11 protein-coding genes are annotated in these 14302 nt (G+C 63.2%); 6 read left to right on the top strand and 5 right to left on the bottom strand.

Features of this window, described 5'->3' with window-relative positions; all coding sequences use genetic code 11:
• Positions 1 to 6 precede the first annotated feature (6 nt).
• Positions 7 to 279, bottom strand: a complete 273-nt coding sequence (locus tag RQ479_RS23380) for an usg protein (RefSeq protein ID WP_023719720.1) — start codon at positions 277 to 279, stop codon at positions 7 to 9.
• 304 nt (positions 280 to 583) lie between these two features.
• On the opposite strand from RQ479_RS23380, the gene acs reads away from it, so the two are divergent.
• Positions 584 to 2539, top strand: a complete 1956-nt coding sequence (gene acs / locus RQ479_RS23375) for an acetate--CoA ligase (RefSeq protein ID WP_352465613.1) — start codon at positions 584 to 586, stop codon at positions 2537 to 2539.
• 326 nt (positions 2540 to 2865) lie between these two features.
• On the opposite strand, the gene RQ479_RS23370 is transcribed toward acs, so the two are convergent.
• The 3 genes from RQ479_RS23370 to RQ479_RS23360 all read right to left on the bottom strand — a co-directional run bounded on the left by RQ479_RS23370 (position 2866) and on the right by RQ479_RS23360 (position 7081).
• Positions 2866 to 4134, bottom strand: a complete 1269-nt coding sequence (locus tag RQ479_RS23370; RefSeq protein WP_352465611.1) for a cyclopropane-fatty-acyl-phospholipid synthase family protein — start codon at positions 4132 to 4134, stop codon at positions 2866 to 2868.
• Positions 4135 to 4521: 387 nt separating this feature from the next.
• Positions 4522 to 5883: a pilus assembly protein TadG-related protein gene (locus RQ479_RS23365; RefSeq protein ID WP_376702792.1), complete on the bottom strand. Its 1362-nt coding sequence runs from the start codon at positions 5881 to 5883 to the stop codon at positions 4522 to 4524.
• Between the two features lie 328 nt (positions 5884 to 6211).
• The gene (locus RQ479_RS23360; protein ID WP_376702791.1) at positions 6212 to 7081 is read right to left on the bottom strand and encodes a transglutaminase family protein; all 870 of its coding nucleotides are present in this window, start codon (positions 7079 to 7081) and stop codon (positions 6212 to 6214) included.
• A gap of 178 nt (positions 7082 to 7259) precedes the next feature.
• On the opposite strand from RQ479_RS23360, the gene RQ479_RS23355 reads away from it, so the two are divergent.
• On the top strand, positions 7260 to 7931 hold the full coding sequence (locus RQ479_RS23355) for an HAD-IA family hydrolase (protein ID WP_376702790.1): 672 nt from the start codon (positions 7260 to 7262) through the stop codon (positions 7929 to 7931).
• Between the two features lie 18 nt (positions 7932 to 7949).
• Here the strand turns inward: RQ479_RS23355 and RQ479_RS23350 are convergent, their stop codons facing one another.
• The gene (locus RQ479_RS23350) at positions 7950 to 8162 is read right to left on the bottom strand and encodes a DUF1674 domain-containing protein (protein WP_376702789.1); all 213 of its coding nucleotides are present in this window, start codon (positions 8160 to 8162) and stop codon (positions 7950 to 7952) included.
• Positions 8163 to 8277: 115 nt separating this feature from the next.
• Between RQ479_RS23350 and htpX the strand changes: the two genes are divergently transcribed.
• From htpX to purH, 4 genes are all read left to right on the top strand, one after another.
• Positions 8278 to 9294, top strand: coding sequence for a zinc metalloprotease HtpX (gene htpX / locus RQ479_RS23345; RefSeq protein ID WP_376702788.1), 1017 nt, complete (start codon positions 8278 to 8280; stop codon positions 9292 to 9294).
• Complete coding sequence (locus tag RQ479_RS23340; protein WP_376702787.1) at positions 9285 to 10673, top strand: RsmB/NOP family class I SAM-dependent RNA methyltransferase; 1389 nt, start codon at positions 9285 to 9287, stop codon at positions 10671 to 10673. The genes htpX and RQ479_RS23340 overlap by 10 nt, the downstream gene beginning before the upstream one ends.
• 146 nt (positions 10674 to 10819) lie before the next feature.
• The gene (locus RQ479_RS23335; protein ID WP_376702786.1) at positions 10820 to 12568 is read left to right on the top strand and encodes a heparinase II/III family protein; all 1749 of its coding nucleotides are present in this window, start codon (positions 10820 to 10822) and stop codon (positions 12566 to 12568) included.
• Positions 12569 to 12652: 84 nt separating this feature from the next.
• Entirely contained in the window at positions 12653 to 14269 is a 1617-nt protein-coding gene (gene purH, locus RQ479_RS23330) for a bifunctional phosphoribosylaminoimidazolecarboxamide formyltransferase/IMP cyclohydrolase (protein WP_376702785.1), read from the top strand.
• Positions 14270 to 14302: the final 33 nt, after the last annotated feature.

Raw genomic sequence — 14302 nt, 5'->3', positions numbered from 1 at the left:
GCCCGGCTAATGTAGCACGAACTCGCCGTCGACCTTGCGCCATTCGTTCGGCGCGATCAGCTTCTGATGCGTGTAGCTGACCGAATGCAGCGGGCCTTCGAGCTTGGCCTGCCAGAACTCGATGAAGCGGATCAGCACCGGAAATTTCGGGGCGATGTCGTAATCCTGCCAGATGAAGCTCTGCAGCAGATGCGGATGATCGGGAAAGTGATAAAGAATCTTGGCCGTGGTCAAGCCATAGCCCTTGAGCATCAGGTCCATTTCGGAATGGTCGCGCATTGCGGTCCCCTGGTTGATTCTCCTTCCTCCCAGCCTGAAATTGTGCACCCCATTTGCTTAATCGTCTATTGATATTTCTATGATCGAACCAGATTCCTCCCGCAAAAACATGTGCTTAGCAGCCACCTCACGAGAGTGCTGACACCGCCTGGTAAGGCGCCTGCGGCATCCCGCCGCGCGAATCCAACGTCTAATGTTGCCGTCGCGGCCGAACTGTTAATAATGCGCGCGAATTCGCAGCCGCATCGCTGCGATCCTGCCGGCAGTCAAGCCGGCGGTTTGGTTTTGGGGAGGAAGGTGAAGAATGTCCGATGTTCATGTCCATCGCGTCCAGCCGGCGTGGAAGAAGTACGCGCTGATTGACAATGACACCTACCTGAAATGGTACGCCGACAGCGTCAAGAGCCCGGACAAGTTTTGGGGCAAGCACGGCAAGCGCATCGACTGGTTCAAGCCGTACAGCAAGGTCAAGAACACGTCCTTCGACGGCAAGGTCTCGATCAAATGGTTCGAGGATGGCCAGACCAACGTTTCCTGGAACTGCATCGACCGGCATCTGAAGAAGCGCGGCGAACAGACCGCCATCATCTGGGAAGGCGACAATCCCTACGACGACAGGAAGATCACCTATAACGAGCTTTACGCGCATGTCTGCCGCCTCGCCAATGTGATGAAGAAGCACGGCGTCAAGAAGGGCGACCGCGTCACTATCTACATGCCGATGATCCCGGAGGCCGCTTATGCGATGCTCGCCTGCACGCGCATCGGCGCCATTCATTCGGTCGTCTTCGGCGGCTTTTCGCCGGATGCGCTGGCCGGACGCATCGACGACTGCAAGTCGACCTTCGTCATCACCGCCGACGAAGGCCTACGCGGCGGCAAGTCTATCCCGTTGAAGGACAACACCGACAAGGCGATCGAGATCGCCGCCAAGGCTGGAACGAAAGTCGAAAAGGTCTTGGTAGTACGCCGCACCGGCGGCAAGACCGGCTGGGCTGCCGGGCGCGACGTCTGGTACCATGACGAGGTCGCCACGGTTAAGGCCGAATGCAAGCCCGAGAAGATGAACGCCGAGGACCCGCTGTTCATCCTCTACACATCCGGCTCGACCGGCAAGCCGAAGGGCGTGCTGCACACCACCGCCGGCTATCTCGTCTATGTCTCGATGACCCACCAATATGTCTTCGACTATCACGACGGTGATATCTACTGGTGCACCGCCGATGTCGGCTGGGTCACCGGCCACAGCTATATCGTCTACGGGCCGCTCGCCAACGGCGCCACCACGCTGATGTTCGAAGGCGTGCCGAACTACCCGTCGCAGTCGCGTTTCTGGGACGTGATCGACAAGCACAAGGTCAACATCTTCTACACTGCGCCGACGGCGCTGCGCGCGCTGATGGGTGCTGGCGATGCCCATGTCACCAAAACGTCGCGCAAGTCGCTGCGCGTGCTCGGCACCGTCGGCGAGCCGATCAATCCGGAAGCCTGGGAGTGGTATTTCAACGTCGTCGGCAACGGCAAGGTGCCGATCGTCGACACCTGGTGGCAGACCGAGACCGGCGGCATCATGATCACGCCGGTTCCGGGCGCCACCCACCTCAAGGCGGGTTCGGCGACGCGGCCCTTCTTTGGCGTCAACCCGCAGCTGGTCGATGCCGACGGCAAGGTACTGGAAGGCGAAGCCAGCGGCAATCTTTGTATTGCCGACTCATGGCCGGGCCAGATGCGCACCGTCTATGGCGATCATGACCGCTTCGTGCAGACCTATTTCTCGACCTACAAGGGCAGGTACTTCACCGGCGACGGCTGCCGCCGCGATGCTGACGGCTACTACTGGATCACCGGCCGCGTCGACGACGTCATCAACGTCTCAGGCCACCGCATGGGCACCGCCGAGGTCGAATCGGCGCTGGTTTCGCATGAGAAGGTCTCAGAGGCGGCCGTCGTCGGCTACCCGCACGATATCAAGGGCCAGGGCATCTACTGCTATGTCACGCTGATGGCCGGCGAGACGCCAAGCGAGGAATTGCGCCAGGAGCTCGTCGCCCATGTCCGCAAGGAGATCGGCGCCATCGCTTCGCCCGACAAGATCCAGTTCGCGCCCGGCCTGCCGAAGACGCGTTCCGGCAAGATCATGAGGCGCATTCTGCGCAAGATCGCCGAGGACGATTTTGCCACGCTCGGCGACACCTCGACGCTCGCCGATCCGGCGGTCGTCGACGACCTAATCGCCAATCGGCAAAACAAGAAGGGCTGATGCAGGCAGCAACCGCACAACGTGCACAAATCCCAGTGTCTACTGCTTGGTCGACCGGCCGGGCCGTGTCGGGGCGGGCGAAACGATGCGGTTCGTTTAGGCGGTGCAGAACATTTGAGATGCAGGCGGGACAGCGCCCCCCTCTGTCCTGCCGGACATCTCCCCCACTTGGGGGGAGATCGGCAGTTCGGGTGCCGCGCCCACAATACCAAGCTGGCGATTGGCGAAAGCCGCGGTGACGGCCAATCTCCCTCCTTGTGGGGGAGATGTCCGGCAGGACAGAGGGGGGCGCGAAGGATCACCGCGGAACGCAATACGTACGCTGATCATCGGTACAAATCCGCCCGCGTCGGCGGCAGCCCGCTCGGCCCACGCGCGCGCCTGGTGGCGACGGTCTGGAAAATCTGCGCCGAGGCGCGTTCGAAGGTAATCGAGCAGCCGGTGAGATAAAGCAGCCAGAGCCGCGCCTTGGCTTCGCCGACCTCGGCGATGGCTTCGTCGAAGCGTGCGTGGAGGCGCTCGGCCCACAGCCTGCAGGTGCGCGCATAGTGCTCGCGCAAATTTTCGACGTCGTAGACGAGGAAGCCGTGCGCCTCGAGATTGCCGAGCGTCATGCCGATCGTATCGAGTTCGCCGCCCGGAAAAATGTATTTGATCAGCGCCTTGAATTCCGGCCCCTTGCGCAGCGTCTTCTTCATGTTGCCCTTGTCGCGCCGAGTGATGGCGTGGTGCAGATAGATGCCGCCGGGCTTGAGCAGGCGATGGATCCTCGAGAAATAGGCCGCATGGTTGGCAAGCCCCAGATGCTCGAACATGCCGATCGACGAGATCTTGTCGAAGGAGCCGGACAGCTCGGCATAGGACTTGATCTCGATGGTGATGCGGTCCTCCAGCCCCTCGGCGCGGATGCGTTCGCGGGCGAGCTCGGTCTGTGCCTCCGACAGCGAGACGCCGTGGCCGACGACGCCATAATTCTTCACCGCATGGATGAGCATTGCTCCCCAGCCGCAGCCTATGTCGAGCAGTTTTTCGCCGGGCTTCAGCCGAAGCTTGCGGCAGATATGGTCGAGCTTGTCTCTCTGGGCCTGATCGATATCGTTGGCGAAATCCTTGAAGTAGCCGCAGCTGTAGACCATGCGCTCGTCGAGGAAGAGCCGGTAGAATGCGTTGGAAATGTCGTAGTGATGCTGGATCGCCTCCTGGCTCGAACCGCTGACGTAAGGATTGCGGCCGGAAAGATCGGTTCGCGTCGTCATCTGTTTTCGCGAAAACAGCACCGCCGGCAGGTCGCGCAGGATCGCCAGCTTCGGCAGTGTCTTGAGCTTGGTCCTGAGCTTGCCATGCGTCGGCAAGGCGTAGAAATCGAACAGTGATCCGTCTTCGACGTCGACCGCCTTGGCAATCCACATCTCGATCAGCGTCGATAAAGAGGGCCGACGTACGATCTGCCAGACGATGTCCTGATCGTTGATGGTGAGCACCGGGCCGGTAGCCGGGCCGATCCGCTCGCCTGTCCACAGCCTCACCGCGAAACCCGGCTTCAGCGTTTCGATGACCGTCCGAACAATCCGGGCCGCTCTCTCGGCTGCTTCCATCCCCGTCCTCCCTTACCCGGCAAAATAGTGGCCCGGAACAATAGCGGCTCGATCTTGCCTGCCCGATCGGCGGGCCGCAAGCCGCTTGGGCGCGCAAGCACGCTTGTTCAGGATTTTCGGGCGCCGCGCCTTGCCATTTGCCGGATGACACCCCATCATGAGGAAGTGTTCAACAAATCGAAAGGAGGTGATCCGATGTCGAGTGATTTCGTTTTCCAGAACGTGGCCTCAGCGGATTGCACTTTCGGGAAGCAGTCTTCCCGTTAAGGCGCGAGATGCGCGGCTGGCGACCAGTGTCGCCGCCAGGAGCCGCGCCATGGACGGAAACACGGAAGGCCGCCGGCTTCGCGAGAAGCGGCGGCCTTTTCCTTTTTGGGCTGTTGTCCCCTACTTGGTTACGGTCAACATCTCGACGTTGCGCGCTATATCCTGGAAAGCCTGGTTGAGTTCCGTTCCATTGGCCGCCTGATAGAAGTGCTTGATCTTGGCGGTGTCCGGGCTCGCACAATCCTGGAGCGTCACCTTGGCATTCGTTTCGTTTAGGTCAAACCCAATGGTGAATATCTCGATGCCCTTGTTGCGCATCGCAGCGCAGAGTGTCTTGGCCGCCGTGCGGGGCGGCTCCTTGCCCGCGCTATTGTAGACGTCACCGACGGTGCTGGCGTCGAAATAGGACAGGTTGAATTCGCCATCGGTCATCAGGATCGCGATCTTGGCAACCTTCTTTGGATCCATCTTGGCCGGCCGTTCCGAGGTTTTCATCACACTGCCCCAGTTTTCCGAAAGCATGTACCAGCTCCACTGCACGCCGACATGGCCGGCGGTGCCACCCGACGCGACAAAGGTCTTGATGACGTTCTTGAGCGCCGTGGCGTCCGCCGTCAGCGGTTTCAACGCGGCGGCAGGGCAGGCAGCCGTGCCGGTCTGCCAGGCGAAGGATGACAGCAGGTAGTCGCGATTGACCATGCTGACGTCGGGGCCTGCATCCGAATACTGATAGGTCCCTTTGCGCTCGGTGGCACAATTGTCCGGACGCACAAAGCCGGAGACATACTGTACGGCGCCATTGCCGGGCGCCTGCTTGCGCTGGCTGGTGGAGGTTTCGACATAGACGCTGCTGGCGGCAAGCGCGCCGGCATTCACCGAATTCGCGTAGGGCACGATGGAGACGCGCACTCGCGGGTTGGCAGGGTCCTGACCGCCCAGAAAGCTGTCGACAGCATTCGCCGCAGCCGCCCGCAGATCGATGATTTTCTGGCCGGCCATCGACCCGGTCACGTCCAGCATCATCGCGACTTCGATCTGCTTGTCCGAGTAGAGCGCCGTCGTCGATGCTGGAACGCGCTGCATGCCACCCGTGCTGAAAAGCGGGAAATAGTAGTTGACGTTGACATGGGCGTCCGCCTCGACAGTCTTGGCTGTCCTGTCGACAACCAGATTGTCGAGAACGATCTGGTTGTCCTGGAGGATACCCGCCGTGCTGTTGGCATCGAGAAAGGCCTGCACCGATTTGCTGGCGTCGGCCTCGCTGATAACGCCGGTTGTCAGGTCGCGGGCCGTCGAGGTGACCGCTGCATCGACGACGCCTTGCAGGCTCGATTTTACATTGTAGAGTTGGGATACGTTGACGGCAAAGCCGACACTCAGTGCCAGCACTGAGCCGATTATCCCAAACAGGACCGCGAAATTTCCGCTGCGATCCCCGGCAAAGCCGCCGATCGTCTGAACAAGACCCCCGAAACGCCGCATTCCTTCCGCCTCCATTCGCTACAGCCTGCAGCTGTCCGAACGTGCATTGCAGGAATCCGGCCGGATCGCGCCGCCGGGCGCGGGAAAGCGAGCGGCTCCCGCCCAGGCATTGTTTCCAAACGGTTTCGAGCGGCGGCAAGGTAAACAGCGGGTAAACGAAAGCCGCGTCGGCGCGGCTTTGTTGACAAAGCGCTTACCAAGATCAGGCGCGCAATTCAGGACGACTGGACTGCGTCCCAATCCGGTACAGACGAGATGTATCGAACCGGTTCAGCACGACCGCGGTGGCGGGAAATGGAAATACGGACTGTGAATGTGTCCCGAAAGACTAGGCCAGCATCCGTGCGCTGACGGTCTTGTCGACGCCACGATAAGGCGGCTTGAACAGATTGCCTTCCTGCTCGTGCGTCCAGATCTTGAACAGGGTGAGCCGATGCGGGCCGAAACTGTGCAGCAGCGGCACGTCGGTGGCGTCGCGGCCGCGGGCGATGACGACGCGGCCGATCCTCGGCACATTGTGGCGAGGATCGAAAGTGTACCATCTGCCGTCGAGGAACACTTCCACCCACGCCGAGAAATCCATTGGCGCCGGATCGGCGGGCACGCCGATATCGCCGAGGTAGCCGTTCACGTAACGGGCCGGGATGTTCATGCAGCGGCAGAGCGTGATCGCCAGATGGGCAAAATCGCGGCAGACGCCGACGCGTTCCTCATGCGCCTGCGCCGCCGTGCGGGTCGAGCGCGCATAGCCGTAGCCGAACGACAGCCGGTTGTGGACATAGTCGACGATCGCCTGCACCCGCGCCCAGCCCGGCGGGAGCTGGCCGAACAGTTGCCATGCCAAGTCGCCGAGATGGTCGGTCTCGCAGTAACGGCTGCCGAGCAGATAGCCGAGCACCTCGTCCGGCAATTCGGCGACCGGGACTTCCCTGGCCAGCGTGTTGACTTCGTCCCGCCCGCCGCTGTCCTCGACCACCGCGTCATAGAGGATGCGGAAGCTTCCGGCTGGCGCCGTGAAGCGGCGGCAGCTATTGCCGAAAAGATCGTGGTAGGCCCTGGTCGGGACCGACGGTGAGGTCAGCACGCGCGTCTGCCGCTTGATGTCGGCCTGGCGATCCCTGTGGATCTCGAGCAGCGAAACGACCGGCGTGGCTGCAGGGCATTCAATGGCAATTTCATAGCCGAGCCTGATCAGCATCGCCGTCCCCCTACGATCGTCATGGAAGATAGTGCTGGTCAACGCAGGAGAGTGCGCGGCGGTTCCTTGCGAACGTCGAAAACGACGCCTCGCGGCTTCCCATACGGACGCGGCAACGTTACGGTCGATCGACATGCTTCCTTCGAAATAATCCCTCCAAGATGACCCGGGAAAACCGATGTTTGCAGGCAGAAAATTCGCGGCCTTCCTGTTCGACATGGACGGCACGATTCTCAATTCGATTGCCGCGGCGGAAAGGGTCTGGGCAGCTTGGGCGCATCGGCAAGGTCTTGACGTCGCTGCATTCCTGCCGACCATCCACGGCGTGCGGGCGATCGAGACCATCGGCCGGCTGGCGCTCCCAGGCGTCGATCCTGCCCGCGAAGCCGATTCGCTTCTGCAGGCCGAGGCGGCCGATGTCGAGGGCATTCGCCCGATTACGGGCGCCGCGGCGTTCCTGGCGTCGCTTCCGCCCGGAAGCTGGGCGATCGCGACCTCGGCGCCGCGCGAGCTTGCCCTGCTGCGCCTGCAGGCCGCGGGTATTCCGGCTCCCGCCGTGATCGTTGCCGCGGAGGACGTCTCCCGCGGCAAACCGGCACCCGACTGCTTCCGGCTGGCGGCCGAACGGCTCGGCGTCGATGTGGGCAACTGCCTCGTCTTCGAGGACGCGCCGGCCGGCATTGCGGCGGCCGAAGCCGCGGGCGCCGCAATCGTGGTGATCAGCGCCACGCACCGGCATCCGTTGGAGACGCCACATGCCACCATCGCCGGCTATCAAGCGATCGGCATCGCCGTCGATGCCAGCGGCTGGATTGCCATCGAAGCGGAGCGGACCGCGCAGCCTGCGTAGTTTGGCACCCTGCTTGGGCTAAAAGTCGCTGGTCAGACCCTTGACCTCCCAGTCACCATAGCGGCCGGGCTCCTTGCCGCCGCGCCCGCCGATCTCTCTCGGTTGTGCGGCTTCCTTCTCGCGATATTTCTCCCGCCGGGACTCGGCCTCGGCCAAGGCGCGCCTGGCTGCCGGCGTCAGCGGCTTTTGCGGCGAGCCGTTAGCATGCGTTTGGCTGGTTTTGTCGATCATGCGATCTTCCGCTAGATTGAAACAGCCCCGATTGAAACGGGAACCGCTGTTTCCCATCATATAGCGATGGGCCCACAAGGATCGACCCCTTTGTTGGGCCAGAACGGAGCAGACGATGAACACTCTTCGCACCGCCATGCTTTTGGCCGCAATGACGGCCCTGTTCATGGGCGTCGGCTATCTGGTCGGCGGATCCGGCGGCATGATGATTGCCTTGCTGATCGCCGCCGGTACCAATTTGTTCAGCTATTGGAACGCCGACAAGATGGTGCTGTCGATGCACCGTGCGATCGAGGTCGACGAACGCAACGCGCCTGAATATTACGCCATCGTGAAGGGTCTCGCGCAACGTGCCGGCCTGCCGATGCCGAGAACCTATCTCATCGACAATCCGCAGCCCAATGCCTTCGCCACCGGCCGAAATCCGCAAAATGCCGCTGTCGCCGCCAGCACCGGCCTGCTCGAGCAGCTCTCGCATGAAGAAGTCGCGGCGGTGATGGCGCATGAGCTCGCCCATGTGCAGCACCGCGATACGCTGACCATGACGATCGTCGCCACCTTTGCCGGCGCAATTTCGATGCTCGGCAATTTCGCCTTCTTTTTCGGCGGCAACCGCGACAACAACAATTCCTTTGGCATCGTCGGCGTGCTGGTGGCGATGATCGTCGCGCCCCTGGCCGCCATGATCGTGCAGATGGCGGTGAGCCGCACTCGCGAATACGAGGCCGACCGGCGCGGTGCCGAAATCTGTGGACACCCGCTTTGGCTCGCCTCGGCACTTGACAAGATCGCGCGTGGCGCCGAACGCATCCGCAACCCGGATGCCGAGCGCAATCCGGCAACCGCCCATCTCTTCATCATCAATCCTCTTTCCGGCGAGCGTATGGACAGTTTGTTTTCCACTCACCCGAGCACAGAAAACCGCATCGCCGCGTTGCAGAGGATGGCGAGCGAGATGGCCGGCGCACCCGAAGCGGCCGCGACGCCAAAGCCGGCGCCGGAAGGGACCGGGCAGCAGCCGTCGGGTCCGTGGGAAAGGGCCGCCCAGCCCGAGAGGCCGGCTGAGCCGGCTAAGCCGAGACCCAATCCCTGGGGACGCAATCCGACCGGACCCAAAGGCCCGTGGTCGTGAGTTCAGCGAAGCGCCGGCACGGAATTTCAGGCGATCGTGAACACAATTCGGGCGGCGAGGCCGTAGCCGGTCTCGCCGCGCGCAAGGCGGCCGCGCGCCTGCTTGCCGCCGTCATTGACGCGAAAACGCCACTCGACGGGCTGACCGACCATGAGAACGGCCATCCGCAATACAAGGCGCTCGACCTGCGCGACCGCGCCCTGGTGCGTGCGATTCTGGTCACCGCCCTGCGCTACCGCATGACCATATCAGGCCTTTTGGCCCGCCGCCTGGAAAAGCCGCTGCCGCCCAACGCCACGGCGCTTTCGCACATCTTGCATGTGGCGGCAGCGCAGATCCTGTTCCTCGATGTTCCCGACAGCGCCGCCGTCGACCTCGCCGTGACGCACGCCAAGTCCGATCCGCGCACGGCGCGCTTTTCCGGCCTCGTCAACGGCGTGCTGCGCACGCTGGCGCGGGCCAAGCAGGACGAGCTCGCGGCCGCACTTGCCGCCACCGACGAGGCGCCAAAATGGTTTTCCGACCGTTTGAAAACGGTCTACGGCCTCGACAAGGCCAGGCAGATACTGCTCGCCCATCGCCATGAGGCGCCGGTCGATTTCTCGGTCAAGTCGGACCCGGCGCTGTGGGCCGAACGGCTCGGCGGCTTTGTCTTGGCGACCGGCACGGTGCGGGTGGAAAAGCTCAGCGCTTCCGTGACCGAACTGCCCGGTTTCGCGGAAGGCGCCTGGTGGGTTCAGGATGCGGCGGCCAGCCTGCCGGCCCGGCTGTTCGGCGACGTCAATGGTTTGCGAATCGCCGACCTCTGTGCCGCCCCCGGCGGCAAGACCGCCCAGCTGATCCTCGCCGGCGCCCACGTCACCGCGCTCGACATGTCCAAAACGCGGCTGGCACGGCTGACGCAGAACCTCGAACGGCTCGGTCTGGCCGCCGAGATCGTCCAGGCCGATCTGCTCAAATACGAGCCGAAGGACCTCTTCGACGCCGTCCTCCTCGACGCACCTTGCTCTTCGACCGGCACGGTGCGGCGGCATCCCGACGTCCCCTGGACGAAGACGGCGGCCGACGTCGAAAAACTGGCCGACCTGCAACGCCGGCTGCTTGCCCGCGCCGTCACCTTGGTCAAGCATGGTGGACGCATCGTCTTTTCCAACTGCTCGCTCGATCCGCTGGAAGGCGAAGAGCTCTATCGCGACTTTCTCGCCGGCAATGCGGAGATTGTCGACGACCCGCTTCGGCCGGGTGAGATCGCCGGCATCGACCCGTTCCTGACGCCGCAAGGCATGTTGCGCACCACGCCTGCCGATCTGGAGCTAGGCTCGCCGGGCCGCTCCGGGCTGGACGGCTTCTTCGCCGCCCGCATGCGCAGAGCCGGCTAAGGGCCGATCTTGAAGCGCCATCCGACTTCTTGGGGCGAGGAGGCATGGAAAACAGGCTGAACGGCCACGCTGCCGCGGAATTCGCCTTCGCACAAGTTCTTGAATCATATAAACTTGTGCTTGGGTGAGGACGATCAGGAGGGGTTTTGGCAATCGCTGCCGGTAACACGACGCGTCTGTGGACGCTTGTCGCGAGGGAGTTCTGGCGCAAGACGCGCCGGCGCTTGCGCGCCGGGCCACTCTATCGCTGGCGCTACTCCGGCCGCACGCCGGAGCGCGTCCTGATTGCCCCGCCGGACCTGCGCCTCGCCGATCCTCAGATCGCGCTCGAGATCTATTACGGCCGCTATCCGCTTTCGGGGCATCTGGTCGAGACCGGTGGCAAATCGCCCTTCCAGATCGACGTGCCCAATCCCGGCTGGCAAAAGACGCTGCATGGCTTTCGCTGGCTGCGCCATATGCGTGCGGCGGGTACCGAGCTCGCCGCCGCCAACGCGCGGGCGTTGGTTTCCGATTGGATTGCAATCCATGGCAGCTATATTTCCGGCGTCGCCTGGGAGCCCGGCACGACGGCCAAGCGTGTCATTGCCTGGCTGCAGCATTCCTCGATCGTGTTGCAGGGCGCCGAATTTCCGTTCTACCGCGCGTTTCTGAAATCGCTCGCCGTCCAGATCCGCTATCTGCGCGCCATGGCGCGCGAGATGCCGGACGGCAAGGACAGGCTGCGCGCGCGCATTGCGCTGGCCTTTGCCGCTTTGTCGCTGCCGGCGCCAGCCTCGGCGCTGCGCGGTGCCACCCGCAATCTCGCCGACGAGCTCGACCGGCAGATACTGCCTGACGGCGGCCATATCTCGCGCAATCCGATGGCGGTGCTTGAAATACTCGCCGACCTTCTGCCGTTGCGCCAGACATACGCCAATCAGGCCGAGACGCCGCCGGTCGCCCTGATCGGCGCCATCGACCGGATGCTGCCGGCACTGCGCTTCTTTCGCCATCAGGATGGTAGCCTTGCCCGCTTCAACGGCATGGGCGCCACCATTCACGACCGTATCGCCAGCATCCTGCATCACGACGACACCGCCGGCGCACCATTGCTGCACGCGCCGCATTCGGGTTATGAGCGCCTGTCGATGGGTGGTGCCACTGTGATCGCCGATACCGGCTCACCGCCGCCCGTCGACGTATCCAATGCCGCTCACGCCGGATGCCTCGCCTTCGAATTGTCGTCGGGCCGCCAGCACTATATCGTCAACGCCGGAATAGACACTTATGGCGCCGCCGAATTCCGGCCGCTTGCGCGCGCCACCGCCGCCCACTCGACCGCCACCATCAACGACACGTCGTCGGCGCGCTTCAACCACTCCCTGCGCGTCAACGACCTGCTCGGCACGCCTTTGATCGGCGGGCCGCAGCATGTGCCTTGCAAGCGTACCGACCAGAAGGGCAGCCAGGGCTTCATCGCCCGCCATGACGGCTATGTGGCGCGCTTCGGCTTCCTGCATGAGCGTGAGCTGAAATTATTGACCGAAGGCAATGTGCTTGCCGGCAGGGACCGCTTCCTGCGTCCGGGCGGCGCTTCTATCCGCAACAATGGCCGTGATTTCGTCACGGTGCGTTTCCATGTCCATCCCGATATAAACCTGCTCCAGGATGAGCATGACCGTCTGGTGCTGGCCGCCGACCACGCCGACACCTGGGTGTTTACCTCTACCGAAGTGGCGCCCGAGGTCGAGGAATCGATCTATTTCGCAGGGCTCGGCGGCCCGCGCCGCAGCCGCCAGATCGTGCTTGCGTTCAAGGCCTCGGAAATTTCGGAGGTCCACTGGCAATTGACGCGGACCATCATCGCCGGCCGTCCGGAAAAAGCCGAAGCCGGTGGCAACGGCAGACACTGATCAAGCCTTGCGGCTTGATTTCCGGGCCTCATATGCTACGGCCCGCGGACGCCCTCCAACCAGAACTGGAAAGGCCGCCAGCCCATGGCCGTCGCCGCCAAGAATATTCCCGCGCCCGACCTTGTACCCATCCGTCGCGCGCTGCTCTCCGTCTTCGACAAGACCGGCCTGATCGATTTCGCCAGGGCGCTGGCTTCGGCCGGCGTCGAGCTGGTCTCGACCGGCGGCACCGCAAGGGCCCTTGCCGAGGCCGGCATGGCGGTGCGCGACGTGTCCGAGCTCACCGGCTTTCCCGAGATCATGGACGGCCGCGTCAAGACGCTGCACCCGTCGGTGCACGGCGCACTGCTTGGCGTGCGCGACGATCCCGAGCACGCCGCGGCGATGCGCGATCACGGCATCGAGCCGATCGATCTCGTCGTCTCCAATCTCTATCCGTTCGAAGAGGTGCGTCGCTCCGGCGCCGACTACGCGGCGATAGTCGAGAACATCGACATCGGCGGCCCGGCGATGATCCGTGCCTCGGCCAAGAACCACGCCTATGTCGGCATCGTCACCGACCCCGATGACTATGCCTCGGTGCTCAACGCGCTGGAGATGAATTTCGGCTCGTTATCGCTGGATTTCCGCAAGAAGCTGGCAGCCAAGGCCTTTGCCCGCACCGCCACCTACGATGCGGCGATCTCGGGATGGTTCGCCGAGGCGCTTGAGATCGAGCATCCGACATGGCGCGCCTTCGGCGGCAAGCTGCAATCGGTGATGCGCTATGGCGAAAACCCGCATCAGGGCGCCGGCTTCTATGTCAATGGTGACAGGCGGCCGGGCGTCGCCACGGCGCGCCAGCTTCAGGGCAAGCAGCTTTCCTACAACAACATCAACGACACCGACGCTGCCTTCGAGCTGGTCGGCGAGTTCGATCCGTCACGCTCCGCAGCAATTGCCATTATCAAGCACGCCAACCCGTGCGGCGTCGCTGAGGACGCTTCGCTGCACGCGGCCTATGCCAAGGCGCTGGCCTGCGATCCGGTCTCGGCCTTCGGCGGCATCGTCGCCATGAACCGCATCCTCGATGCCGCAACCGCCGAAGAGATCGTCAAGACCTTTACCGAGGTGATCATCGCACCGGAGGCGTCCGAAGAAGCAATCCGCATCATTGCCGCCAAGAAGAATCTACGCCTGCTGGTCACCGGCGGCCTGCCCGACCCGCGCGCGGCGGGCCTTGGCTTAAAATCGGTTGCCGGCGGGTTGCTGGTCCAGGGCCGCGACAATGCGGTGGTGGATGATCTCGACCTGAAAATAGTGACCCGGCGCGCTCCGACGCCGGCCGAATTGGCCGATCTGAAATTCGCCTTTCGCGTGGCAAAGCACGTCAAGTCGAACGCCATCGTCTATGCCAGGGATGGCGCCACTGTCGGCATCGGCGCCGGCCAGATGAGCCGGGTCGATTCCTCACGCATCGCCGCGCGCAAGGCGCTCGACGCGGCCGAGGCTGCCGGTCTGACGGAGCCTTTGACCAAGGGCTCGGTCGTCGCCTCGGATGCCTTTTTTCCGTTCGCGGATGGGCTTTTGTCGGCAATCGAAGCCGGCGCCACCGCCGTCATCCAGCCCGGCGGCTCGATGCGCGACGACGATGTCATCGCCGCCGCCGACGCTCACGGCATTGCCATGGTCTTCACCGGAGTGAGGCACTTCCGGCATTGAACTCCCTCCCTTCCCCCTGTGGGAGAAGGGAAG

This window comes from Mesorhizobium sp. ISC25, from assembly GCF_042295465.1.
In the GTDB taxonomy this organism is placed as follows: domain Bacteria; phylum Pseudomonadota; class Alphaproteobacteria; order Rhizobiales; family Rhizobiaceae; genus Mesorhizobium.
The sequence above is the reverse complement of the archived record's forward strand: the minus strand, read 5'-3'. Positions and strand labels throughout refer to the sequence as shown.

Excerpts from the sequence above, each read along its gene's own strand:
- RQ479_RS23380 (WP_023719720.1), bottom strand. The coding sequence starts at position 279 with ATGCGCGACCATTCCGAAATGGACCTGATGCTCAAGGGCTATGGCTTG.
- acs (WP_352465613.1), top strand. The coding sequence starts at position 584 with ATGTCCGATGTTCATGTCCATCGCGTCCAGCCGGCGTGGAAGAAGTAC.
- RQ479_RS23370 (WP_352465611.1), bottom strand. The coding sequence starts at position 4,134 with ATGGAAGCAGCCGAGAGAGCGGCCCGGATTGTTCGGACGGTCATCGAA.
- RQ479_RS23365 (WP_376702792.1), bottom strand. The coding sequence starts at position 5,883 with ATGCGGCGTTTCGGGGGTCTTGTTCAGACGATCGGCGGCTTTGCCGGG.
- RQ479_RS23360 (WP_376702791.1), bottom strand. The coding sequence starts at position 7,081 with ATGCTGATCAGGCTCGGCTATGAAATTGCCATTGAATGCCCTGCAGCC.
- RQ479_RS23355 (WP_376702790.1), top strand. The coding sequence starts at position 7,260 with ATGTTTGCAGGCAGAAAATTCGCGGCCTTCCTGTTCGACATGGACGGC.
- RQ479_RS23350 (WP_376702789.1), bottom strand. The coding sequence starts at position 8,162 with ATGATCGACAAAACCAGCCAAACGCATGCTAACGGCTCGCCGCAAAAG.
- htpX (WP_376702788.1), top strand. The coding sequence starts at position 8,278 with ATGAACACTCTTCGCACCGCCATGCTTTTGGCCGCAATGACGGCCCTG.
- purH (WP_376702785.1), top strand. The coding sequence starts at position 12,653 with ATGGCCGTCGCCGCCAAGAATATTCCCGCGCCCGACCTTGTACCCATC.